The organism is Bacillus pumilus, from assembly GCF_038738535.1.
Lineage (GTDB): Bacteria > Bacillota > Bacilli > Bacillales > Bacillaceae > Bacillus.
Genome location: NZ_CP046128.1, coordinates 2486706 through 2510592 on the forward strand (window position 1 = coordinate 2486706; position 23887 = coordinate 2510592).

Consider the following 23887-nt stretch of genomic DNA (forward strand, 5'->3'; position numbering starts at 1 on the left):
ATCGGCTGAGCCATCTCAGCCGTCTCTTTCACACATTGTATCTTCATTTTATCAAAGTTTATTTTGAAAAGAAAATAGTCGAGCCTGCATAAAAAAGGGACGAAAACAACAAGTGTTTTCGTCCTTCCAAAATTGGCTCCTTGGATGAAGGGGTTCCTATTCATCCTATCAATGAATGTTTAACAAAACATGAATTCATTGTAAAGATCATGTAAATTTTAACGTGACTTTCCTTTTTTTCTCTAAGTCGATTTCAGACTCACTGTAAAAGTCGTCCCTTTACCTTGTTTGCTGTGGACAGAAATCGTTCCTTCATGCGCTTCCACAAGGTGTTTGACAATGGCAAGACCAAGACCTGTACCGCCTGAATTCCTGCTTCTATCTTTATCAATTCGATAAAATCTCTCAAATATTCTTGGAATCTCGCTTTTCTTCATGCCGATTCCTGTATCTGCTACATCAAATTCATAGGCACCTTTCCGCGGTCTTGCTGAGATGGTAACACTTCCTCCCTCTGGTGTATAGGTCAGGGCATTATTGACGAGATTGAGGAAGATTTGCTTTAACCTTAGCGGGTCTGCCATGACATAGACCGGTTCTTTTGGGACACGCACATGTAGTTGAATGCCTTTTTCTGTAGCCTTTTGACTTAACAGCACTTGAATCTCTTGGATGATTTCTGTCGCATTGGCTTCTTGAATATTCAGCTTGAATTGCTGCTGCTCAATTTTAGAAAGATCAAGTAAGTCTTGAATCAATGTTTCTAGACGGACACTCTCTTTTAAAATGATAGAAAGGAATTCTGTCAGTGCTTCTTTGTCATCAATTGCGCCATCAAGAAGGGTTTCAGAAAATCCTTTAATCGATGTAATCGGTGTTTTTAACTCATGAGACACATTGGCAACAAAGTCTTTTCGCATCTGCTCCAGCTGCTTCGTTTCTGTCACGTCATGAAACACGAGGACAATTCCTTTCCATTCATCGTCTGTACTTAAAATGGGTACACCATCCACTTGGAAGTAGCGGCGTTCAATGTCAACGGCTAGACGTAAAAACTTCCGCACCTTCGTTTCTGTCATGAAAATTTCGTCAATTAATTCGATAATCTCTTCATGTGTAAACGCTTCGTGATACAGCTTGTGCATGTAAATGTGCTTTTGTACCTTAAACTGCTTGCGGAAGGTTCGATTGACTAGGTGGATATAACCCATCTTATCAATCAAAATAATCCCCGCTCCAATATTTTCAATGACCGTTTGCAGCCGGTCTCTCTGCATTTCACCGGCACTTGTCATTTCTTGAAGACTTCCTGCCAAACGCTTCATGGAAGTATTCAGTTCACTTGTTTCAATCATCAACTCTTCATAGTTATTCGTATCATAGTTCCCGCGTTCCAGCTGTTTGGCTACCTTTGTAGCATAATCAATTGGTTTCACATATTTCATCGACATGCGGTACCCAAAGAAAACGATGATGATAATCGCCGAGCCAAGACAAAAGGCTAATGCAAGCCAGAGCTGGCCGTCAATTTCATTTAAAGGCTCGTATGACGCATGGAGAAATAAATAACCCGCTGGTTCGTTTTGTTTCAGGATCGGGACAGCATAATGAAACAGCGCATCCTTCTCATCGTCAATGACGACCCCTTTTGTTTGGAGACGTTCATTGTTCAGCGTGTTTCGAATGATGGCCCTTTGTTCTGCTTGACCCGTTGTATGTATGATATTCCCCTTCAGGTCCACAATCGACGCATTCATATCAAAATGCTGCTTTGCCTGATGGAGGACCTCCTTGTTTTGCTTCGCCTTCAGATCGTCACCATTCATGGAAGACATTAGGAAGCTCGATTCCTTTTCCATTCGTTCCGTTAATTTGGTTTCATAGAAAACATGGAACATGTGGTCCAAGAAAAGACCAAGTGCCACAAACACAATAAAAAGGAGAAAAATGAGTCCCGAAAACAGACGGGTTCTAATTTTACTCATTTGACTTTGGCTCCTCCAATTTGTAGCCTAAGCCGCGAATCGTTTTAATGTATGTTGGTTTTTTCGTGTTCTTTTCAATTTTGTCCCGCAAGTGGCTAATATGGACATCCACAATACGAGTGTCACCTGCAAAGTCATAATTCCAAACGGCACTTAACAATAAATCACGCGTGAGGACACGTCCTTTATGCTTCGCCAAATAAAGCAGCAGTTCAAACTCTTTTGGTGTGAGCTCTAGACGTTCTTCCTGGAAATAGACTTCGTAGTGTTCTGGTAAAATGCGCAGTTCACCAATTTTGATTTGGTCTGCAATGATCTCTTCCTTCTCCTCTTGCGTGGGGGCAGGCTGAGATTGCTGTGCTCTTCTCAAGATGGCTTTTACCCGAGCACCCACTTCTCTAGGACTGAATGGCTTTGTCATGTAATCATCGGCTCCAAGCTCAAGGCCTAGCACCTTATCAAATTCATCGTCCTTTGCTGTCAGCATTAAAATAGGGAACATCATTTTTTGAATTCTCAGTTGTTTGCACACTTCAATGCCGTCCATCTTCGGAAGCATTAAATCTAATACAATGAGATCAGGCTGTTCACTTGCTGCTTTTTCAAGCGCTTCTTCCCCGTCTCTTGCTGTGACGACATCATAGCCCGCTCTTTCAAGGTTATAGCTTAGAAGTGTTACAATCGATTCTTCATCATCCACAACTAATATTTTTTTATTCATGTTGTGCCTCCAATTAGTGATTTCCCCTGCATCCGTTTTTTGTATCTTATGTGAAAAGCGAGAAGTCATGCTTTCTCTTTCATTTTAACGAAAGCTTAACAAGAGGACAATTTAAAATTTCGACAAGATTTGTTTTGTAAACAAAAAGAAGACTCCTCATGAGAGAAGCCTTCTTTTTTATTCATATTAAGACAATACTTTCATGACATTCTTAACAGATTCAACAGAACGGTCAAGCTGACTTCTTTCTTCTTCTGTCAGCTCAAGCTCGATGATCTTCTCAAGACCGTTGCCACCTACGATTGTTGGTACACCTAGGTAAATGCCTTCGTAGCCATATTCACCTTCAAGGTAAGCAATCGTCGGCATGACGCGGCGCTGATCTTTAAGGATCGCCTCAACCATTTCGACTAGTGAAGCAGCAGGAGCATAATATGCACTACCGTTACCTAATAGGTTCACGATTTCGCCGCCGCCTTTTCTTGTTCTTTCAACAATTGCATCAATTCGATCTTTTGGAATCAATGTTTCAAGCGGGATACCGCCTGCATAAGAGTAACGAACAAGAGGAACCATGTCATCGCCATGTCCACCAAGTACAAAGCCCGTCACATCTTTAACAGATAGGTTTAATTCTTGAGCAACAAACGTACGGAAACGTGCTGTATCAAGAATGCCCGATTGTCCAATGACTTTTTCTTTTGGTAATCCTGATTCTTTATAAACTGCATACGTCATTGCATCAACAGGGTTTGTTAACACAACAATGATGGCTTCTGGAGAATATTTAACGATTTCGCGTGTCACACTGCGCATGATTTTTTCATTTGTTGACACGAGATCGTCACGGCTCATTCCCGGCTTTCTTGCAATTCCCGCCGTAATGACCACGACATCAGAACCGGCTGTATCTTCGTAGTTAGAAGTTCCTGTAATGTTTGCATCGAAGCCTTGAACAGGACTTGCTTCCAGCATATCAAGTGCTTTCCCTTTTGTTGGGTTCTCAAGCTGCGGGATATCGACTAATACGACGTCCGCTAATTCTTTTTGAGCCGTTAGAAATGCTGTAGTTGCTCCAGTAAAGCCTGCTCCGATGACAGATACTTTTTTACGCTTGTTTGCCATTTCCTTTTTCCCCTTTAACTTTAAAGTTTAAGAATCAAGACAAGTTTTTGATGAGCTCGTCAGCAAACTCAGAACATTTCACTTCTGTTGCGCCATCCATTAATCTAGCAAAATCGTAAGTGACGACTTTTGATGCAATTGTTTTTTCAACAGATTGAATCACTAGATCAGCTGCTTCCTGCCAGCCAAGGTGCTCAAGTAAAAGCACGCCTGATAGAAGAACAGAAGATGGATTCACTTTATCAAGACCAGCATATTTAGGTGCTGTTCCGTGAGTCGCTTCAAAAATAGCGTGTCCTGTTTCGTAGTTGATGTTCGCACCTGGTGCGATACCAATTCCACCAACTTGTGCTGCAAGAGCATCAGAGATGTAATCTCCGTTTAAGTTCATTGTTGCCACAACATCGAACTCAGCTGGACGAGTTAGGATTTGTTGAAGGAAAATATCTGCAATGCTGTCTTTGACAATAATTTTGCCAGCAGCTTCTGCTTCACTTTGCGCTTTGTTTGCCGCATCTTTTCCATCTTGTTCTACAATACGATCATATTGTGCCCATGTAAAGACCTTGTCGCCAAACTCTTTTTCAGCCACTTCGTAGCCCCAGTTTTTGAAGGCACCTTCTGTAAATTTCATGATGTTTCCTTTGTGAACAAGCGTCACAGACTTACGGCCTTGGTCGATTGCATATTGGATAGCCGCTCTGACAAGGCGAGAAGTTCCTTCTTCAGAAACTGGCTTGATTCCGATACCTGACGTTTCTGGGAAACGGATTTTGTTTACACCTAATTCATTTTTCAAGAAGTCAATTAACTTCTTCACTTCGTCTGATCCTTTTGCATACTCGATGCCAGCATAGATATCTTCTGTGTTCTCACGGAAGATGACCATATCTGTGTCTTCTGGACGTTTCACAGGAGACGGTACGCCTTGGAACCAGCGAACTGGACGTAAGCATGTGAATAGATCAAGCTCTTGTCTAAGTGCCACGTTTAATGAACGGATTCCTCCGCCGATTGGTGTTGTCAGTGGTCCTTTGATCGCGATTAAGTATTCACGAATGTCTTCAAGTGTTTGCTCAGGAAGCCATTCTCCAGTTTTATTGTAAGCTTTCTCACCTGCATATACTTCTTTCCAAGTGATTTGCTTTTCACCTTTATATGCTTTTTCTACAGCTGCTTCAAGTACTCTTGATGCTGCTTTCCAAATGTCAGGACCGATTCCGTCCCCTTCGATAAACGGGATAATTGGATTATTTGGTACATTCAATACGCCGCCAGTAACTGTAATTTTTTCGCCTTGTGACAATGATATTACCTCCCAGGTTATGTAGTGAATATTTGAAACTTCTTGGCTTGATGTCTGCAAGCGAAGAAGTTTTTCACGTGATTCGTTTTTTGTTGATATAGAGGCTGATTGGCCTTCCTGAGGATCAGCCCCCGCTTATTCTATAAACATTAGTCTCTTTCACTGATCGGAACAAAGGTTTGAAGATCAGGTCCAATGTAGTCAGCTCTTGGACGGATGAGACGGTTGTTGTCATACTGCTCTAGAATGTGAGCAATCCATCCAGAGAATCGGCTGATCACGAAAATTGGTGTAAATAAGTCATGATCAATCCCAAGACTGTGATATACAGATGCAGAATAAAAATCAACATTTGGTGGAAGATTTTTCTCTGATGTCACGATTTCCTCTGCGCGAACAGACATTTCATACCATTTCGGCTCGCCAGTGAGGTTTGTTAAACGCTGGCTCATTTCTTTTAGATGCTTTGCACGCGGGTCACCTTGACGGTATACGCGGTGGCCAAAGCCCATAATTTTTTCTTTCTTCTCTAGCTTACCATGAATATAGGAATCTACGTTTTCAACTTCGCCAATTTCTGAAAGCATCTTCATCACGCCTTCGTTGGCTCCGCCATGAAGTGGCCCTTTCAGCGCACCGATAGCCGCTGTTACACCAGAGTAGATATCTGATAGTGTAGCAACACATACACGTGCTGTAAATGTCGATGCGTTTAATTCATGATCCGCATGTAGAATGAGTGCCTTATCAATTGCCTCAATTTCTACTGGTGACGGCTCTTCGCCATTTAGCATATACAAGAAGTTCGCAGCATAGCTGTATTCTTCTTTTGGCTGTACAGGCTCAAGTCCCTTTCGAATGCGTGAAAACGTAGCGACTAGTCCAGAAATTTTCGCCTGTAAACGAATGGCTTTTCTGTAATTCGCTTCTTTGTCCATAATCTCTGATTCGTCATCGAGTAAACCTAGTAAGGATACCGCTGTACGAATCGCAGACATTGGATGAACCCCGTCCAGCGAATACGATTTAAAGTGCTCAATGATTTCTTGCGGAATGTGAGCATTTTCATTGAGCTGCTGTTTTAACTCACTCAGCTCTTGCTCATTCGGCAGCTTTAAGTGCCATAACAGGTAGACAATTTCTTCGAATGTAGCTTTTTCAGTTAAATCATCGATATTGTACCCTACATAAGTAAGAGTATCATCAATAATTGAGCTTACGGATGAAGTTGTTGCCACAATACCTTCAAGACCTCTTGTTGCTGTCATGTTCAATCTCCCCTTTTTAAAAAGATTCCCCTTCGTTGCAGAATTCTCGCTTTTTGAAAGCGCTATCCAATCCGAATAAGACGGCAGGTTCAGAAAAGAAAATGCTTACATTTACCTATACGGTTAGAGCGCTTTTAGCCTCATATCTCTTGTGTGATCAATGAGTTCAAAATTAAGCCTATTCCCATTATAAACAATAATCAGACATTTGTTAAATGTTTAACTATAATTTTTTTTGATATTTTTTTTTCCAGTCTTCCATATAAGGCATGGAATAAAGGGATTTTGCTTCTTTTATTATATTTAATTATGTTTTTTTGCAAAAGCTCACGCAAGAAAAAAATAAAAAAGAAAGTGGCATGAACCACTCTCTTTTCAACCGCTGAAAAATTTCACAGCCTGCATCGCCAAATAAGCAATTCCTGCTCCGATCAGCGGACCGACAGCTACACCTTTAAATAAGCTGACTGCCAAAATTGTCCCGAACACAAGCGCTGCCGTGATATGCGGATCATTTTCGAGTAGCACAATACCGTTTTTTGCGATTAATGCTACTAATATACCCGCCCCAAGTGCAATCCAAGCATAAGAAGATTTCATGGCTTCTCCAAGCTGCTTAAATCCAATGTCACCTGTTGCAATAGGAACAAGCACAGCAATTGTAATGACGGTGACACCCCAATTGATGCCTTTTGATTGGAGAACCGGGAAAATTTTTTGATCCAAACCAATCAGCTTAATCGCAATCAGCACAGAAACCGCTAAAATTAATGAATTGTTCTTTGCAATAAGTGCAATAACGAGTAAAAGAACCAAAAATAAATTTGCTTGAGTAAACATACGCCGCCCCTTCCTTTCTTTTTATTGCGACCTTTTCATATTACTAATCTTTTTGAATAAAATGAAGTATCGGACATGCTTGTTTTTTGGAGGGGATTGTGTGAATCACACCTATATGGCCATTTTTCTGCGAAGTTTGATGATGATCAGCATTGCTGTATTTGCGGTTGTCTTTTTATATCAGTCTTTTCCTTTTTTATATCCTTTTTGGATTGCACTTATTGTATCCTGCCTGATTCATCCTGCCGTATGCAAAATAGAAGAGATCACCGGAATGCCGAGAGGAATTGTAGTAGTCATTGTACTATTGCTCTTTTTAGTGGCAGCAGCCGGTTTCATCACACTCTTAGTAGCAGAAATTATTTCAGGAAGTGCTTATTTAGCAAAGGTTCTGCCTGGACACCTTGATCAAATGATTGGTATTGTCGAACGGTTTTTTACAGATAAGATTCTGCCTTTGTACCATGATGTCACCGCCCAATTTAATACGCTTCAAGCAGGTCAAAAGGAATCGATTTTAGGACAAATCCAAGCGCTAGGCGATGAAGCTGCCGCAAAAATAGGGACTTTTCTTTCAAAAACGCTCGAGCTTATCCCGGCTTTTTTAGGTCTTTTGCCTGATGCAGCCGCAACCCTTTTGTTTTCTGCACTGGCGACTTTTTTTATCACGAAAGATTGGTTTACGTTAAAAAAATATGGCTCTCGTATCTTTCCCGCAAAATGGAGGCAGCATACACGCGCCATTTTATCTGAAATCAAAAAAGCCATTACCGGTTTTATGAAGGCGCAGCTTCTGCTTGTTGCTATGACCATCGGCCTCGTCGTCATTGGGCTGATCATCTTAAAAGTCGAGCATGCCTTTGTCATTGCTTTATGTATTGGGTTTGTCGATTTACTTCCTTATATCGGGAGCGGTACTGTTTTTCTGCCTTGGATCATTTACTCCGCTATGACAGGAAACCTTTCACTCGCTATCGGGCTCGGCATTTTGTATATTGTCGTGCTCATTCAAAGACAAATTTCAGAGCCAAAAGTCTTAAGCAAGTCCATTGGGCTTAATCCTTTAGCAACGCTTGTGGCATTATTTGTCGGGTTAAAATGCTTTGGTTTTCTTGGACTTGTCATTGGTCCTGCTTCCCTTGTCGTGTGGCAGGCATTTCGTAATGCAGGTGTTTTTAGAGATATCTATCAATACATTCGGTACGGCATGCAAAAGTAAAAGAGACCTTGAGCTCAAGGTCTCTTTAGCGAATAATCGTATAGCGATTGCGATTAGACATGTTTCTAAGCCAGCGTTCAAAGAGCGGCTTGATTTGCTTTCTCGTCATCGGAATGAGTAGCAGCGCACCAATGATATCCGATAAGAAGCCGGGAATGAGCAGCAGCAGGCCGCCAATCAGAATGCAAAAACCATCGACAATCGTTACCCCTGGCATTTTGCCATATTGTAAATCTCTCTGCACTTTTTGAAAAGCTTCGATTCCTTGCTTTCTTGCAAAATAAGCACCTAGTGCACTCGTGAGTACGATCATCAGCATCGTTGGCAAAATGCCAATGATTTTACTTGATATTAAAAACAAACTGATTTCCAATGCAGGGAACAGAATCAATAATAGTAGCAAATATTTTTTCAACCATATCACCTCATGGGGTATCTTTCATCGAAAGCTGTTTTACTTTTTTTAGTGTAACATAAAAAAAGAGAGGAGTCAGATAACTCCCCTCGTGTGTATGATTTAAAGGACGCTTGCACGGCCTTTGTAGATCGCTCCGCGTGCCGGATCTACTGTGATCTCTTCGCCTTCTTTTAGCAGTGTTGTTGCGCTGTCAAGACCCACAATCACTGGAATACCAAGGCTGAGTCCAACGACTGCTGCATGGCTTGTTAAGCCGCCTTCTTCAGTGATCAAGGCAGATGCTTTTTCTAAAGCACCCATCATATCACGGTCTGTACAGTTTGCGACAAGAATCGCCCCATCGTACATTTTTTCGTCTGCTTCTTTTCCGCTTTGTGCAATGACAACCGGTCCAAATGCAGATTTACGGCCAATTCCTTGACCTTTCGCAATGATGTCACCAACAACATATACTTTCATTAAGTTCGTTGTACCTGTTTCACCAACTGGCACACCAGCTGTAATGACGATTAAATCGCCATGTCTCACATAGCCCGTTTCAATCGACTTCTCGACTGCATTCTCAAGCATTTCATCAGTAGACGTCGTTTTTGATCCGCTCTTTGCAAATACACCGAATACGAGAGACAGCTTTCTTGCTACTGATTCGTTTGCTGTGACCGCTACGATTGGTGCTTTTGGTCTATATTTTGAAATCATTCTCGCAGTATGACCGCTTTCCGTAGGTGTCACAATCGCTGCCACGTCAAGCTTCATCGCTGTATGTGCAACAGATTGACCGATGGCATCTGTAATGCTGACTTCTACTTCTTCGCTTCTGCGAGAAAGAATTGCTTTATAGTTGAGTGCATCTTCTGAACGTGATGCAATGTTATGCATCGTTTGTACAGCTTCCACTGGATATGTTCCTGCTGCTGTTTCACCAGAAAGCATAATCGCATCTGTGCCATCAAAAATGGCATTTGCCACGTCACTTGCTTCCGCACGAGTTGGACGAGGATTACGCTGCATGCTATCAAGCATTTGGGTAGCTGTGATGACAGGTTTGCCTAAACGATTGCATTTTTTGATCAGCATTTTTTGAACAAGCGGTACTTCTTCTGCCGGGATCTCTACACCAAGATCTCCACGCGCAACCATCAAACCATCTGATACCTCAAGGATTTCATCGATGTTATCAACACCCTCTTGGTTTTCAATCTTAGGAATGATTTGAATGTCAGCCGCATTATTCTTTTCAAGAAGCTCACGAATTTCAAGCACATCAGAAGCTCGTCTAACAAAAGAAGCAGCGATGAAATCGACGCCTTGTTCAATTCCGAACAGAATATCATTGGCATCCTTTTCTGTAATACCTGGCAGGTTCACACTTACACCTGGTACGTTTACACCTTTTTTGTTTTTGAGCGTGCCTGTATTCATGACCTTTGTGACGATTTCTTTGCGGTCCATGTTAATTTCTTTCACTTCTAAACCAATAAGACCATCATCTAATAGAATCGTTGAGCCCACTTCTACATCATCAATTAAATCTTCATACGTCACACTAATTTTTTCCGTATTTCCAACAATGTCTTCCATACTCACGATAAGATCTGCACCAGCGACTAGCTCAATTGAGCCGTTTTCAACTGTACGTGTACGGATCTCTGGACCTTTTGTATCAAGAAGGATCGCAATGTCCTTGCCTAATGTTTTACCTGCTTTACGAATGTTTTCAATGCGTGCACCATGCTCTTCAAAATCTCCATGAGAGAAGTTTAGTCTGGCTACATTCATTCCTGCTTCAATCAATTCAGTCAGCTTTTCAATGGTTTCACTTGCTGGACCGATTGTACAAACGATTTTTGTCTTTCTCATTACTGTTCCTCCTAAGGTCTTCTCGTTTTATATAGAGAGCTCTTGTGAAAGTCGGTACATATTTTGATCGACTGTATGTTTTTTATCTAAGATATCTAAAATATCGTGATGAACGAGTTCGTTGCTTTGAATGCCCACACAGCGACCGCCTTTTCCTTCAAGAAGAAGTTCTACTGCGTATGCTCCTAAACGGCTTGCCAGTACTCGGTCAAATGCGCTTGGAGAACCTCCGCGCTGAATATGTCCTAAGACAGATACACGGGTTTCAAGGCTTGTCTCCTCTTCAATCCGCTTACCAAATTCAACACCGCTGCCTACGCCTTCTGCGACGATAATGATACTGTGCTTCTTGCCGCGCTCGTGCCCTCTTCTTAACCTCGCAATAATTTCATCCATGTCATAGTCTGCTTCAGGAATCAAAATAGATTCGGCTCCGCCTGCAAGACCTGACCAAAGAGCAATATCACCAGCATGTCTTCCCATTACTTCCACTACGTATGTACGTTCATGAGATGTGGCTGTATCACGAATTTTATCAATGGCGTCAATGACTGTATTCAGTGCTGTATCAAAGCCAATAGTGAAATCAGTACCTGGGATATCGTTGTCGATTGTACCCGGGACACCTACACATGGAAAACCGAGCTCAGTTAATTTCTTCGCTCCCATGAATGAACCGTCTCCGCCGATCACAACAAGTCCTTCAATACCGAATTTTTTTAAGTTCTCAATGCCTTTTTCACGACCTTCAACTGTCTTGAATTCAGGGCATCTTGCCGTGTAAAGTTTTGTTCCTCCACGATGAATGATATCGCCAACTGAACCTATTTCAAGTTTCTCAATTTTACCGTTAATTAGACCTGAATATCCATTATAAATACCGTAAACTTCAACATTATGGTAAATCGCTTTCCTTACAACTGCGCGCACAGCTGCATTCATTCCTGGGGAATCCCCACCGCTCGTTAAAACTCCTATACGCTTCATCTTTTTCACCTCAGAGACCATATATGAATTAAACATACCATTTCCACTGCTTGAAAACAATCATGAGCAAAACCGGATGTTTTCAATACGTATTTCTAAAACCGTACTTATTATACAATTAAATAAACCGTTTTTAAACAAAAGTTAAGAAAGTCATGAAAGCAATTCTTTCAAAACCGAGGAAGATCGATCCTTCTAAAGCTTATCATATCAAGGTTTTCAGACGTTTCAAATTTTATGAAAACAAAAGAAAATTATTTTCAAATAGCGCTTACATGAGGACGGTTTTCATGAAAAAGGATGAAAAAAATAAACGCCAGCCAAAAAGGCTGTACGTTTATTTAGTTTACCCCAATATATTGATTTTCAACCGATACTTTCCCGATTGCTTTGTATTTTTGATATCTTTGTTCGACTAGTTCTTCAGGTGTTAGTTTGAGCAAAGATGTAAGTGACTGTTTTAATGTTTTTTTAATGTAGGCTGCTTGTTGTTTCACGTCTCGATGTGCTCCACCTTGCACTTCTTTAATAACATCATCTATAATATCTAATTCTTTTAGGTCTGGAGCGGTAATTTTCATTGTCTCTGCAGCTTTTTTCGCAAGTGATGAGTCCTTCCAGAGCAGTGCTGCTGCACCTTCAGGTGAAATCACTGAATACGTTGAATTCTCTAGCATGTATAGGTGGTTTCCTACGCCTAAGCCTAGTGCGCCGCCACTTCCGCCTTCTCCGATGACAATACAGACAACCGGTACACGAAGTCCTGCCATTTCGAATAGGTTTTTCGCAATTGCTTCACTTTGTCCGCGTTCTTCAGCTGCTTTCCCAGGATAAGCTCCTTTTGTATCAATAAAGCAAATGATCGGGCGATTAAATTTATCTGCTTGTTTCATCAAGCGCAGCGCTTTACGGTAGCCTTCTGGATGAGGCATTCCGAAATTACGGCGCAAGTTTTCTTTTGTGTCTTTTCCGCGCTGATGGCCAATGACTGTGACAGGAAGCCCTTTAAACGTGGCGATTCCTCCAACAATAGCTTCATCATCACCATAGAAACGGTCACCATGACATTCGAAAAAGTTGTCAAACAGCTCTTGAATGTAATCGAGAGTTGTTGGACGCATCGCATGACGAGCAATTTGCACTCTGTCCCACGGCTTTAAATTTGTATAAATGTCTGCTTCAAGCTTGCTCAGACGTGTTTCAAGGCGCTCAATTTCTGCACTTAAATCCATTTCTGAGTTTTGTGTGAACTTTTTCAGTTCATCAATTTTCGCTCGAAGTTCAATGACAGGTTTTTCAAATTCTAGTTCTCCAGCCACTCTCGTTCACCTCCTGTGCTGTGTAATGCTAAGATTCGGCCTAGTGTTTCTTTCATCTCTGCACGATGAATGACAGCATCCAGCTGTCCATGCTTCATTAAAAATTCAGCCGTTTGGAAGTCCTCTGGCAGGTCTTCACGGATTGTTTGTTCAATGATTCTACGGCCTGCAAACCCAATTAAAGCACCAGGTTCTGCAAAGTTGTAATCACCAAGAGACGCGAAACTAGCTGATACACCGCCAGTTGTCGGGTTGGTCATCACAGAGATAATCAAACCTTGGTCCTCGCTGAACAGTTTTAATGCTGAGCTTGTTTTTGCCATCTGCATGAGACTGAGGATCCCCTCTTGCATTCTCGCTCCGCCCGATGCAGTAAAGATGATAAATGGCACCTTGTCCGCTTTTGCTTTCTCAATCGCCAGTGTGATCTTCTCACCAACAACCGAGCCCATGCTGCCCATACGGAACGTGGCATCCATGACAGCGATCACAGCACGCTGGCCTTCAATTTCACCTTGACCTGTGACAATGGCTTCATTCAAAGACGTTTTTTCTCTGTCTTTCTCAAGCTTTTCTTCGTAGCCTGGGAATCCGAGCGGGTTTTCTGAGATCAGATGCCCGTTAAATTCTTCAAATGTGCCTTCGTCTACAAGGCTATCAATACGCTGCTTTGCATTCATTTGCAAATGTCTGCCGCAATTCATGCAAACACGTAAATTTTTATCTAATTCTTTGGTGAGCATTATTTTTTTACATTGCGGACATTTGGTCATGATGCCTTCAGGCACATCTTGGCTTGCCTGTTCAGAGGGTACAGATGCATATTTTTTCTTTTTACTGAAAATATTTTTGATTGACAAATGACTACCTCCCTTTTTGAAGGGTTTTTTCTTTACACGCACATCCACTATTATAGGACATGTCATAACTGTACCGAAACTATTGTACTTTTTTTGTCAAACGCTGTCATCCTTCATTCAATTTTTTCAATGGGGAATTGATGAGAAATGAGTATGTGTTTGGGGCGCTGAGCAGTTGATATATGTGAATTGTGAACGTCTACAAAAAAATATCATTCCGGATGAAAAAATTTTCGCGTAAGAGAGGAAATGGTGCACGTCTTTCCTCCAATTTCAGAAAGAACGTGCACACTTTTCCAATTGATTATTCGCCGATAATCGTTAATTTTCTTGTTTTTTCAGCGACTGCTTCTGGATCGACTTTGATTCTTGCAACGCCAGTTTCCATTGCTGCTTTTGCTACCGCTTTTGCTACCGCTGGTGCTACACGTGCATCAAATGGTTCAGGGATGACGTATTCAGCTGACAATTTCTCATCTGAAACAAGAGAAGCAATCGCTTCAACGGCTGCAATTTTCATTTCTTCGTTAATGTGAGTTGCACGTACATCTAATGCTCCGCGGAAAATTCCTGGGAATGCCAGTACGTTGTTCACTTGGTTCGGGAAGTCAGAACGGCCAGTTCCTACAACACTTGCACCTGCTGCATGTGCATCTTCTGGCATGATCTCTGGATTTGGATTCGCCATAGCGAAGATGACAGGATCTTTTGCCATTTTTCCAACCATTTCTTTTGTTAAAGCGCCTGCTACTGAAACCCCGATAAAGACGTCTGCGCCTTCAATGACTTCTTCTAATGAACCTTCTTTACGGTCTTGGTTCGTGAATTTAGCGACTTCATTTTTCACTGTATTCATACCGTTCGGGCGGCCTTCGTAAATTGCGCCTTTTGTATCGCACATGATGATATCACGTACACCGAAATGATATAGAAGCTTGATAATCGCAATTCCCGCTGCTCCAGCGCCGTTTGCCACCACTTTGATGGAGGACATTGATTTTCCAGACAGTTTCAGGGCATTTACAAGTCCTGCTACTGTGACAATCGCTGTTCCGTGCTGATCATCGTGGAACACTGGAATGTTTGTCTCTTTTTTCAAGCGCTCTTCGATAATGAAGCAGTTTGGAGCTGCAATATCTTCAAGGTTGACACCGCCAAACGTTGGCTCAAGAAGCTTTACTGTTTCAACGATTTTGTCTACATCGTTTGTCGCAAGCGCGATTGGGAAGGCATCAACGCCCGCGAAGCTTTTGAATAATACAGCTTTTCCTTCCATTACTGGTAGAGATGCTTCTGCCCCAATATTACCAAGCCCTAAAACAGCGCTTCCGTCTGTGACAACAGCGACCATATTGCCTTTCATTGTATAATCATACACTTTGCTTGTGTCGTCATAAATATCTTTACATGGTTCTGCAACACCAGGTGAGTAAGCCAAGCTCAAGTCTTTTGCATTTTTCACTTGTACTTTTGATTTTGATTCGAGTTTGCCTTGATTCTCTTTGTGCATATGTAATGCTTCTTCTCTTAATGACATGTGATGAACACTCCTTCAAGTGGAAAATGATTTAATGAATTGCTAAGTTGATAAGCACATACTGGCAGTTTTAAATACACAGAATCTTTAAAATGATAACACAATAGGTGAATTTGTAAAACATATTCAGGTGATTTGTCATCATTTAATCACAACGTTTTGTTCACCAAGCAGCTCTTTTAACTGGAAAATCACAGCATGATCTGCATGAACCTTGTATGCATCTGGAAGTCTCACTGTCTTTTTTTGCTTCTCATAATACAAATAGACATCTGCTTCTCCGCTGTGCATCGAGATCACCCGCTTTACTTGCTCTAGCAGTTCCTGCGTATGGTTTTCTTCTTTCACCCGAATGTAGACAGACTCTTTTCTTTGTGTGCCCATCTCTTCAAGCAGAACGGCTTCTTGCACGATGATTTGGCTGCTGTCATTTCTGACATCTATTCTGCCTTCAACATAAAGCATGGCGCCCTCCTCAAGTAAGGGGGACAGCTTTCTAAATTGCTCTGGAAAGACGACGCCTTCCATTTCTCCCGTTTCATCCCCAAATGTGACAAATGCCATCGATTGTCCATTTTTTGTCCGAATCGATTTCACTTTTGTCAAAAGACCACCCATTGAGACCTTTCGCTTTATATAGGAAGAAAGTCTGATGATTTCCACTGCACCATTCTCTCTTAAGCGATCTCGGTACGTTTGTACAGGATGATTTGATAAATATAACCCAAGTGCCTCCTTTTCAAATTGCAGGAGATCGACAAGCGGCAGTTCTTCTATCTCCGCATATTTTGGCTTAATGGAGAAGGTTGTATCCCCCAGAAAGTCCAGTTGATCATCTGGATTTAAAAATGACACGTGGTCTAATGCAATATCTATTGATGCCAATAACGAAGCACGATTTGGATAAAGCTCATCCATCGCCCCTGAAAAAATGAGCGCTTCAATCGTTTTTCGGTTGACACTCTTTGCTGATACTCTTGCGCAAAAATCAAATAAATCTTCAAACGGCTTTTCCTGTCTTGCCCTGTATATATCCTTTACAGCTGACACTCCGACATTTTTGATCGCTCTTAAGCTGTAGCGGATCTCCCCTTTTTCAACCGTAAATGGAAATTCACTCTTATTAATAGAAGGCTTCAACACAGATATCCCTTTTTCCTTTGCCTCATAGAAATATTGAGCGACTTTGTCTTCATTTCCAATCACACTCGTTAAAAGTCCGCACATAAAATATAACGGATAATGCGCTTTTAAGTAAGCAAGCTGAAAGCCAATCATGCTATATGCAACAGCATGGCTTCTATTAAAACCATAGTTTGCAAATTTGACGATTAAGTCATAAACGTCATTTGCAATGTTAACAGGATACTCCTTTTTTAGGCATCCTTCAACAAAATGGCTTCGCTCTTCATCAAGGACCTTTTTATCCTTCTTCGAAACTGCTCTTCTTAATAGATCTGCCTCGCCCAGCTGAAAGCCTGCCATCTTCGCCGCAATCAGCATGATTTGCTCCTGATAGACGATGACCCCATATGTGTCCTTTAAAATGTCATACAAATCAGGATGCGGATAAGAGACCTTGACTCTGCCGTGCTTTCGGTCGATAAAGAGCGGGATATTCTCCATTGGACCTGGACGGTAGAGGGCATTGACCGCCACGATGTCTTCTAAACTAGAGGGCTTCAGGCGTCTCAGCACCTGACGCATTCCTTGTGATTCAAGCTGGAAAATCCCAGTTGTATCTCCCGCTGATAACAATTCAAATGTTTTCTGATCTTCATATGAAATGTCACTAAAGCTAATGTGGACGTTTTCCTGTCTTTCAATCTGGTTTTTAATGGATTCAATTAAGGTTAAGTTTCTTAGTCCTAAGAAATCCATCTTTAAAAGTCCGAGATCTTCTAAATAATTCATCGCATACTGCGTTAAATACACACCATCATGGCCGTCTTGAATCGGAACGACCTCTGTCAGCGGCTCCTCGCTCAGCACAACGCCGGCTGCATGTGTCGAGGTATGTCTTGGCAAGCCTTCAACCTTTAAAGCGGTTTGAAAGACCTTTCGAAGCTCCTCGGATTGCTGGAGCATCGTTTTTAATTCAGGGGATGCAGTCACCGCTTCTTTCAGCGTCGTTCCTGGCTTTGACGGAATCAGCTTTGCAAGACGGTCCGCTGCCTTTGAATCAATCCCCATTACACGTCCAACATCTCTTAAGGCCGCCTTTGCTGCAAGTGTTCCAAACGTGACAATTTGTGCCACATGCATGTCTCCGTATTTGTCTTTTACATAAGAAATGATTTCATCTCTTCTCGTATCGGGGAAATCAATATCAATATCTGGCATACTGATTCGCTCAGGATTTAAGAAACGCTCAAACAACAGACCGTGACGGAGCGGATCAACATCTGTAATAAACAATACATACGCAACAAGTGACCCTGCTGCCGATCCACGTCCTGGCCCTGTGACAATGCCTTGATCATGGGCATACTTCATAAAATCCCACACGATGAGAAAATAATCACTGAAATTCATTTTTTGGATAATGCTCAGTTCGTACTCAAGTCTTTTCACATACGTATCATTTGAAGCAATCTTTCTTTGCTTCATCCCTTCTGCGCACACTCTGCGTAAAAACTGATCTGCTGTTGATTGATCAGGAGTCGGATAGGAAGGGAGTTTTGTCTGCCCAAGATTTAAATCGACTTCACAGCGGTCTGCGATCTCCACCGTTCTTGTCAGCAGCTCCTCATCTTGCGCATACCATTCCTTCATTTCTTCAAGGGTTCTGAAATGCTTTTCTCCTCGGTCTTCCTCAATCTCTGACAGCTGCTGCCCTGCTTTAATGGCTTTTAAACACGTATAGGCGGTTTTGTCTTCTCGATTGATATAGTGGACATCTCCCGTCGCAACAAGAGGAATCTCCGCACTTTTTGAGACGTCCCTGAGTTTACCGGCAAACGATTCGTCTTGCTGAAATGGCTGAAGTGCGATGTACACATGTCCCTCACCGAAAATATCTTTCAATTGTTTCGCCGCATCATGCGCTTCTTCTATCTGATCATGCTGAAGCAGCGTTTCAATGTAGCCAGAAGCGCCCGGCGTAATGGCAATGAGCCCGCGGTGATAGCTTTTCAGCCATTTTTCTTTCAGTCCAGCTTTTGATTTTGATTTCAGCACACTGCTGATTTTGATCAAGTTTTGATAGCCTTCATTGTTTTTGGCAAGGAGTACCAAGGGATAAGCCTCTGTCTCTTGTTCATCTATGAAGACAGAAGCTGTTAAACCGATGACCGGCTTGATGCCATGTTTTTTACATTCCTTATAAAATTCAACCGTTCCATACATCACATGGTCATCGGTAAGAGCGAGCGCCTTGCAGCCAAGTTCTTTCGCTTTCAGCACGAGCTCCTTTACTTTTGCCGCACTGCTTAATAAGCTGTATCCACTGTGGACCTGAAGATGAACATAAGACATGCTTAATCCACTCCTTTCGTCTAAAGTCATTCTTTCATTATAAAACGCGATGCGGTGAGAAACAAATGTTCTTTCTTTTCTGTCCGTTCATACTTGTCCCGCACACACCATATATTGAATAGAGTGAGGTGGACACAATGGATGTGAAGGAAGCTTTTATTCCGAATTTTATTAGCTGTTATTTTATTGCTCTTGGGGTCATTTTGGGCGGTGCCATCATAGGTGGTGTTGGTGCTTATTTATCTGGTCAGCCGCCTTTATCCATTATTACGAGTCTTGCCAACCGTTTAAAGATTTGGGCGCTTGTCGCAGCTATCGGTGGAACTTTTGATGCCGTTTATAGCTTTGAAAGAGGCATTTTCGAAGGGAACACGCGTGATATTTTCAAGCAGATTTTATTAATTGTCTCTGCCATGGGCGGTGCGCAAACAGGTTATCTCATTATTACGTGGCTCACACAGGAGCATGTGTCATCATGAGGGTGCCGGAGCTGTACAAACGTCCAGGCTGGCAGCGTTTTTTTGCAGGGATGATGTTTGGCGCGATTGTGAGCTGGCTCATTTTCCTCTTTACATACGGAACCTTTCAGGAAAAGCAGGTGACACAGCTTAGAAGCCAGCAGCACCATATGGACAGTCTGAAAGAACAAATCACACTCTATCGGGAAGATTTGCATAAGTTAAATGAGGATAATAAACAGCGGCTGCTGATCCAAAGCGTAGATGTCCATCTCGTCAATCGTGAGCAATATAAAATCCCAGAGCCAGATACGCTGAAATTTGAAGATCAGGTCAAAGAGGATATCTCAGAGGTCATTACAAAGGATATTGAAAGTGTCTATAAAACAAAGGAATTATTAAAACGGACAGTGGAAAACAAAGAATATACCATTCGGGAAAAGGCATACCGCGCCAAAGTGACAGAGCTGACGATTTATACGAAGCTTTCACTTGAAGTGCGCATTTCATTTGCTGAATAAATGATCATGTGGAATTTTTATGAATTTCTGCCCTCAATGATCGCTTTTCCCTCATTATTTTTATACACTAAAAGTAGAACGAGATCTAAAACAGAAAGAGGTGAGGACAATGGAGGTTTACAGCTATCGTCAAATGGCACGAGACAAAGCAAGCCGGATCAAGGACGGTATGTGCGCTTATGCTGAGACAGAAATGATGGCTCATTTAATTAAAAAAGAATTAAAGCATCAAAATCTCCAAGCCTATGAAGATTCAACTGACATCGGCTGCTGGTTTATCCCTGTATGCAAGTAACCCTTTTCTCCCTGACAAAAAAAGAGAGAGGGGACTTGAAGCCCCCCTCTCTCATGATGATGATTTACATACTTCTTCTAAATCACGCAAAATCTCATCTGCCACGGCCCAATCATAAATAGACGCACCAGCTGCAAGCGGGTGGCCGCCGCCATGATATTTTTTCGCAATGGTATTAATGACGACCCCTTTAGAACGGAATCTGACACGAATCTGATCGTTTTCTTCCACAAAAAAGACCCAAGCTTTAATTCCTGCAATATTGCCTAGTGTCCCAACAAGCTGTGAGGCTTGCTGCGCTGTTGTTTGGAACGATTCCAAAATATCGCGCTTAATGAAAACAGAGGCGACCCCATTCTCTGACAAAGAAATATGTTGAAAAATATAGCCATTTAATTTCACGACATTCAAGTCCGTCTCATACAATTGATTGAAAAGGTCTGAAGATGAAAATGGATATTCAATAAGCTCTCCAGCATATTTGAGCGTCTTTTTCGTCGTGTTTGGGAAAAGGAAGCGGCCTGTGTCTCCTACAATGCCGGCATAAATGAGTTCAGCCGCCTTTGTATTCAGCTGATATCCTTCTTCTTTCCCCTCTAAATACAATTCATAAATCATTTCGCTCACAGAGCTTGCCTCTGTATCCACCCAAAGCAAATCACCATACGGATCTTCATTTGGATGATGGTCAATTTTCATCAGCTTATCGCCCATTGAATAGCGCTGATCGTCAATTCTTGCTTGATTGGCTGTATCACAGACAATGACAAGGGCATCTTTGTACACGTCATCCGGAACCTCATCAAGTTCATACAAAAATGAAAGGGATGGCTCCGGGGTTCCTGTCGCATAAATATTTTTTTCTGGATAGGTGGCACGCAAGATTTCCGTAAGGCCGCACTGCGATCCATACGCATCAGGATCTGGTCTTACATGTCTATGAATGATGATGGTGTCATATAATGATATGGTTCTAATCAGTTCTTTTTTCATAAAAACTCCTTCTTATCCGATACTCTTTTTATTATTAAATCATAATCTATCCTGACGGAAAAGTGAGGAATAGACAATTTATTCTAGTAAGCAAGCCTATTTACGTTTAAAATAGGGTTGTAACCACTTACAATGGAGGCTTGGCACATGCTTGTTTTGATTGTGTTTATTATTTGTTCTGCCATGTTTTATTTATACTACAAAGCAAAGAATGTCCGTACGAACCGCCCAGTCGAAAAGAAATTCTGGTCGGCTAAATCCAGTATGGCACTTGGCTGCTTTGTCCTGCTCTTCGGTGTGAATCAATTATTTTTAAACCGCTCGTCACTCGCATTTGTCATTGGATTTATTTTTGTTGCTGTCGGTATCGGCAGTACGTGGGCTGGATATAAAGCCTACAAGCATTACCTTCCGCTCTTTTTAAAGGAAGGCGAAAAAGATCACGCATAATAAGAGAGAAGGGCTAAAATGATGTTTATTTTAGCCCTTTGTCATTTTCGTCATCGCCCTTTTACGATTATCCTCTCTCCATCAGCTGCACCATCAGCATCGCTTTCCCTACGATATTCGATTGATGATATACCTCCACTTCCAGCTTTCCAAACTTGCGGCCTACTTCTAAAATATTCGGCTTGATCTGTATCGTGGATTCCATTTGAACCGGTTTTAAGAAGTAGACAGAGAGACTTTCGACAATCAGCTCCCCTTTTTTATGAGACTTTAAGAAGCGGTTGGCGGATTCAATTAAAATTTGCGTGAACACTCCATATGAAATGTTTCCGAGCTGGTTTGTCATTTGGGGTGTGACCTCATATTGATACACCGCATTTGCCTTTGGCTTATCTGTATCGGTATCTTTAAACCCTCTTGAGACAACATCATCCAGTTTTTCGCCGACCTGCGGCTGCTTTTGAATCATTTGAAGCGCCTTCAGCACATCCTGACGACTGATCATCCCAATTAGTTTCGCATAATCATCTACGACTGGCAGCACCTCAATGCCTTCCCATACCATCATTTGAGCAGCAGAGGCGACAGAGGTTTTTCCAATGACTGTCAGTGGATTTTTCGTCATCACCTTTTCAATCGGTGTAGAGCGGTCATGCCCCGCGATATCCTTTGAGGTGAGGATTCCGTGAATTTTCATTTGGTCGTCTGCGACCGGAAAACGGCCATGGCCAGTTTCATAATTCTTTTCATACCATTTTTCAAGCTTATCCTCTGGTGATAAATACACCGTTCGTTCGATCGGCGTTAAAATATCTTCCACAAGCACAATCTCTTTTTTTATTAGTTGGTCATAAATGGCTCGGTTTATGAGAGCTGCTACGGTAAATGTATCGTAGCTTGTCGATAAGATCGGCAGCTCAAGCTCATCTGCGAGCTGAATGATTTCATCATCTGTTGAGAAGCCGCCCGTGACCAGCACAGCTGCTCCTGCCTCTAATGCTTGTCTGTGTGCATTGATCCGGTTTCCGACAATCAGCAGGTTTCCAGCTGCCGTGTAGCGCATCATCGCATCAAGCTCCATCGCACCGATGACAAATTTGTTTAATGTTTTATGTAAGCCCGTTCGTCCTCCAAGCACCTGTCCGTCAATGACATTGACCACTTCCGCATATGTCAGTTTTTCAATATTTTCTTTTTTCTTCTGTTCAATCCGAATGGTACCAACTCGTTCAATCGTACTGACGAATCCTTTATTTTCAGCATCCTTGATGGCCCGGTAAGCGGTCCCTTCACTCACTTTCATTTCTTTCGCAATACGCCGGACAGAAATTTTCTCTCCAACATCTAATGAATCAATATACGATAAAATTTGTTCATGCTTTGTCGCCAATCCCGTTCACCCTTTTTATTTTCAGCGTTTTCATCTATGTTTCATTATAAGGGCAGGAGGCTTTTAATAGCAATTTGTCTTTTTCAGCACGATACACGTAAACAAAAAAAGCCGGCATTGGAATGCCGGCTTTTTGCTAGGATGATTAAATCTCAATCGATTCTCCGCTGTTTAACACATGACCAACGCCGCCATGCAGGCTGTCTGCAAATGCATGCGGGTCCTGCTCAATCGGCGGGAATGTGCTGTAGTGAATCGGCACGACCTGCTTCGCCCGAAGCCATTCGGCTGCGATTCTTGCATCGTCCGGCCCCATCGTGAAGTTATCACCGATCGGAAGGAATGCAAGCTCAATATGATTCAGCTCACCGATCAGCTTCATATCTGAAAAGAGCGCAGTGTCTCCAGCATGATAAATCGTTTTGCCCTCTGCGGTAAATAAAATACCTGATGGCATGCCTGTATACGTAATCGTTTTTGCATCTTCATCAATGACAGCTGAACCATGGAACGCTTGCGTGAGCTTGACTTTACCAAATTCAAACTCACGTCCGCCGCCGATATGAAGCGGGTGCGTTTTCATCCCTTGCCAGCTTAAATAAACGGCAAGTTCGTTTGGCGCGACAACGAGCGCGTCATTGTTTTTAGCGATTTCAATGGTGTCACCGAGGTGATCTCCATGCCCATGTGTCAGTAAAATGACATCCGCTTTGACATCTTGCGGCTTGATATCTGTGTGTTTATTTCCATTCAAAAATGGATCAATCCAAATATGGTATCCGTTTGTTTCAATGTGTACGACTGAATGTCCGTGATATGTAGCTTTCATGTGAGTATATCCACCTTTCGAATTTGATC

The 23887-nt window shown here is 42.1% G+C and carries 21 protein-coding genes; 5 read left to right on the forward strand and 16 right to left on the reverse strand.

Going from position 1 to position 23887, the window contains the following annotated elements:
- Window positions 1-242: 242 nt before the first annotated feature.
- The 6 genes from pnpS to GKC25_RS12650 form a co-directional block, all read right to left on the reverse strand.
- Entirely contained in the window at window positions 243-1985 is a 1743-nt protein-coding gene (gene pnpS / locus GKC25_RS12625; protein WP_106038060.1) for a two-component system histidine kinase PnpS, read from the reverse strand.
- Entirely contained in the window at window positions 1978-2706 is a 729-nt protein-coding gene (locus GKC25_RS12630) for a response regulator transcription factor (RefSeq protein WP_066030564.1), read from the reverse strand. The genes pnpS and GKC25_RS12630 overlap by 8 nt, the downstream gene beginning before the upstream one ends.
- Before the next feature lie 186 nt (window positions 2707-2892).
- The gene (gene mdh / locus GKC25_RS12635; RefSeq protein WP_034661844.1) at window positions 2893-3831 is read right to left on the reverse strand and encodes a malate dehydrogenase; all 939 of its coding nucleotides are present in this window, start codon (window positions 3829-3831) and stop codon (window positions 2893-2895) included.
- Window positions 3832-3865: 34 nt separating this feature from the next.
- Window positions 3866-5137 (reverse strand): NADP-dependent isocitrate dehydrogenase, encoded by a 1272-nt coding sequence (gene icd, locus GKC25_RS12640; RefSeq protein WP_008346060.1) that lies wholly within the window; start codon window positions 5135-5137, stop codon window positions 3866-3868.
- Between the two features lie 149 nt (window positions 5138-5286).
- Complete coding sequence (gene citZ, locus GKC25_RS12645) at window positions 5287-6405, reverse strand: citrate synthase (RefSeq protein ID WP_034661848.1); 1119 nt, start codon at window positions 6403-6405, stop codon at window positions 5287-5289.
- A gap of 375 nt (window positions 6406-6780) precedes the next feature.
- Window positions 6781-7245 (reverse strand): DUF441 domain-containing protein, encoded by a 465-nt coding sequence (locus GKC25_RS12650; protein WP_007501699.1) that lies wholly within the window; start codon window positions 7243-7245, stop codon window positions 6781-6783.
- Window positions 7246-7345: 100 nt separating this feature from the next.
- On the opposite strand from GKC25_RS12650, the gene ytvI reads away from it, so the two are divergent.
- A complete protein-coding gene (gene ytvI / locus GKC25_RS12655) occupies window positions 7346-8464 on the forward strand; it encodes a sporulation integral membrane protein YtvI (RefSeq protein ID WP_034661849.1) in 1119 nt (372 codons plus the stop codon).
- A gap of 25 nt (window positions 8465-8489) precedes the next feature.
- On the opposite strand, the gene GKC25_RS12660 is transcribed toward ytvI, so the two are convergent.
- From GKC25_RS12660 to dnaE, 7 genes are all read right to left on the reverse strand, one after another.
- Window positions 8490-8879 carry an FxsA family protein gene (locus GKC25_RS12660; protein ID WP_034661850.1) on the reverse strand — a complete coding sequence of 130 codons (390 nt, stop codon included), beginning with the start codon at window positions 8877-8879 and terminating at the stop codon, window positions 8490-8492.
- Between the two features lie 102 nt (window positions 8880-8981).
- Complete coding sequence (pyk, locus tag GKC25_RS12665) at window positions 8982-10742, reverse strand: pyruvate kinase (RefSeq protein WP_034661851.1); 1761 nt, start codon at window positions 10740-10742, stop codon at window positions 8982-8984.
- A 27-nt stretch (window positions 10743-10769) separates the two neighbouring features.
- Entirely contained in the window at window positions 10770-11729 is a 960-nt protein-coding gene (gene pfkA, locus GKC25_RS12670) for a 6-phosphofructokinase (protein ID WP_012010865.1), read from the reverse strand.
- Between the two features lie 341 nt (window positions 11730-12070).
- Window positions 12071-13048 carry an acetyl-CoA carboxylase carboxyl transferase subunit alpha gene (gene accA / locus GKC25_RS12675; RefSeq protein ID WP_034661852.1) on the reverse strand — a complete coding sequence of 326 codons (978 nt, stop codon included), beginning with the start codon at window positions 13046-13048 and terminating at the stop codon, window positions 12071-12073.
- Window positions 13033-13908, reverse strand: coding sequence for an acetyl-CoA carboxylase, carboxyltransferase subunit beta (gene accD / locus GKC25_RS12680; protein WP_034661853.1), 876 nt, complete (start codon window positions 13906-13908; stop codon window positions 13033-13035). The genes accA and accD overlap by 16 nt, the downstream gene beginning before the upstream one ends.
- A gap of 304 nt (window positions 13909-14212) precedes the next feature.
- Complete coding sequence (locus GKC25_RS12685; protein WP_034661854.1) at window positions 14213-15445, reverse strand: NAD(P)-dependent malic enzyme; 1233 nt, start codon at window positions 15443-15445, stop codon at window positions 14213-14215.
- A gap of 141 nt (window positions 15446-15586) precedes the next feature.
- Window positions 15587-18922 carry a DNA polymerase III subunit alpha gene (dnaE, locus tag GKC25_RS12690; RefSeq protein WP_342689823.1) on the reverse strand — a complete coding sequence of 1112 codons (3336 nt, stop codon included), beginning with the start codon at window positions 18920-18922 and terminating at the stop codon, window positions 15587-15589.
- 137 nt (window positions 18923-19059) lie between these two features.
- On the opposite strand from dnaE, the gene GKC25_RS12695 reads away from it, so the two are divergent.
- From GKC25_RS12695 to GKC25_RS12705, 3 genes are all read left to right on the forward strand, one after another.
- Window positions 19060-19401 carry a YtrH family sporulation protein gene (locus GKC25_RS12695; protein WP_034661856.1) on the forward strand — a complete coding sequence of 114 codons (342 nt, stop codon included), beginning with the start codon at window positions 19060-19062 and terminating at the stop codon, window positions 19399-19401.
- Entirely contained in the window at window positions 19398-19901 is a 504-nt protein-coding gene (gene ytrI, locus GKC25_RS12700; RefSeq protein WP_034661857.1) for a sporulation membrane protein YtrI, read from the forward strand. The genes GKC25_RS12695 and ytrI overlap by 4 nt, the downstream gene beginning before the upstream one ends.
- Window positions 19902-20010: 109 nt before the next feature.
- Window positions 20011-20196 (forward strand): hypothetical protein, encoded by a 186-nt coding sequence (locus tag GKC25_RS12705; RefSeq protein WP_003216400.1) that lies wholly within the window; start codon window positions 20011-20013, stop codon window positions 20194-20196.
- A 51-nt stretch (window positions 20197-20247) separates the two neighbouring features.
- Here GKC25_RS12705 and GKC25_RS12710 read toward each other — a convergent pair whose 3' ends face one another.
- Window positions 20248-21189, reverse strand: a complete 942-nt coding sequence (locus tag GKC25_RS12710) for a DHH family phosphoesterase (RefSeq protein ID WP_034661858.1) — start codon at window positions 21187-21189, stop codon at window positions 20248-20250.
- 147 nt (window positions 21190-21336) lie between these two features.
- Here GKC25_RS12710 and GKC25_RS12715 point away from each other — a divergent pair, with 147 nt between their 5' ends.
- Window positions 21337-21639, forward strand: a complete 303-nt coding sequence (locus GKC25_RS12715; RefSeq protein ID WP_003216665.1) for a YtpI family protein — start codon at window positions 21337-21339, stop codon at window positions 21637-21639.
- Between the two features lie 67 nt (window positions 21640-21706).
- Here the strand turns inward: GKC25_RS12715 and GKC25_RS12720 are convergent, their stop codons facing one another.
- Both GKC25_RS12720 and GKC25_RS12725 read right to left on the reverse strand, forming a co-directional pair.
- Complete coding sequence (locus tag GKC25_RS12720; RefSeq protein ID WP_034661859.1) at window positions 21707-23029, reverse strand: CBS domain-containing protein; 1323 nt, start codon at window positions 23027-23029, stop codon at window positions 21707-21709.
- A gap of 145 nt (window positions 23030-23174) precedes the next feature.
- Window positions 23175-23858 carry a metal-dependent hydrolase gene (locus tag GKC25_RS12725; RefSeq protein WP_342689824.1) on the reverse strand — a complete coding sequence of 228 codons (684 nt, stop codon included), beginning with the start codon at window positions 23856-23858 and terminating at the stop codon, window positions 23175-23177.
- Window positions 23859-23887 lie beyond the last annotated feature (29 nt).

Bases quoted from the DNA above. Each gene is read 5' to 3' on its own strand.
- pnpS (WP_106038060.1), bottom strand. From the start codon at position 1,985: ATGAGTAAAATTAGAACCCGTCTGTTTTCGGGACTCATTTTTCTCCTT.
- GKC25_RS12630 (WP_066030564.1), bottom strand. From the start codon at position 2,706: ATGAATAAAAAAATATTAGTTGTGGATGATGAAGAATCGATTGTAACA.
- mdh (WP_034661844.1), bottom strand. From the start codon at position 3,831: ATGGCAAACAAGCGTAAAAAAGTATCTGTCATCGGAGCAGGCTTTACT.
- citZ (WP_034661848.1), bottom strand. From the start codon at position 6,405: ATGACAGCAACAAGAGGTCTTGAAGGTATTGTGGCAACAACTTCATCC.
- GKC25_RS12650 (WP_007501699.1), bottom strand. From the start codon at position 7,245: ATGTTTACTCAAGCAAATTTATTTTTGGTTCTTTTACTCGTTATTGCA.
- pyk (WP_034661851.1), bottom strand. From the start codon at position 10,742: ATGAGAAAGACAAAAATCGTTTGTACAATCGGTCCAGCAAGTGAAACC.
- pfkA (WP_012010865.1), bottom strand. From the start codon at position 11,729: ATGAAGCGTATAGGAGTTTTAACGAGCGGTGGGGATTCCCCAGGAATG.
- GKC25_RS12685 (WP_034661854.1), bottom strand. From the start codon at position 15,445: ATGTCATTAAGAGAAGAAGCATTACATATGCACAAAGAGAATCAAGGC.
- dnaE (WP_342689823.1), bottom strand. From the start codon at position 18,922: ATGTCTTATGTTCATCTTCAGGTCCACAGTGGATACAGCTTATTAAGC.
- GKC25_RS12695 (WP_034661856.1), top strand. From the start codon at position 19,060: ATGGATGTGAAGGAAGCTTTTATTCCGAATTTTATTAGCTGTTATTTT.
- ytrI (WP_034661857.1), top strand. From the start codon at position 19,398: ATGAGGGTGCCGGAGCTGTACAAACGTCCAGGCTGGCAGCGTTTTTTT.
- GKC25_RS12705 (WP_003216400.1), top strand. From the start codon at position 20,011: ATGGAGGTTTACAGCTATCGTCAAATGGCACGAGACAAAGCAAGCCGG.
- GKC25_RS12710 (WP_034661858.1), bottom strand. From the start codon at position 21,189: ATGAAAAAAGAACTGATTAGAACCATATCATTATATGACACCATCATC.
- GKC25_RS12715 (WP_003216665.1), top strand. From the start codon at position 21,337: ATGCTTGTTTTGATTGTGTTTATTATTTGTTCTGCCATGTTTTATTTA.
- GKC25_RS12725 (WP_342689824.1), bottom strand. From the start codon at position 23,858: ATGAAAGCTACATATCACGGACATTCAGTCGTACACATTGAAACAAAC.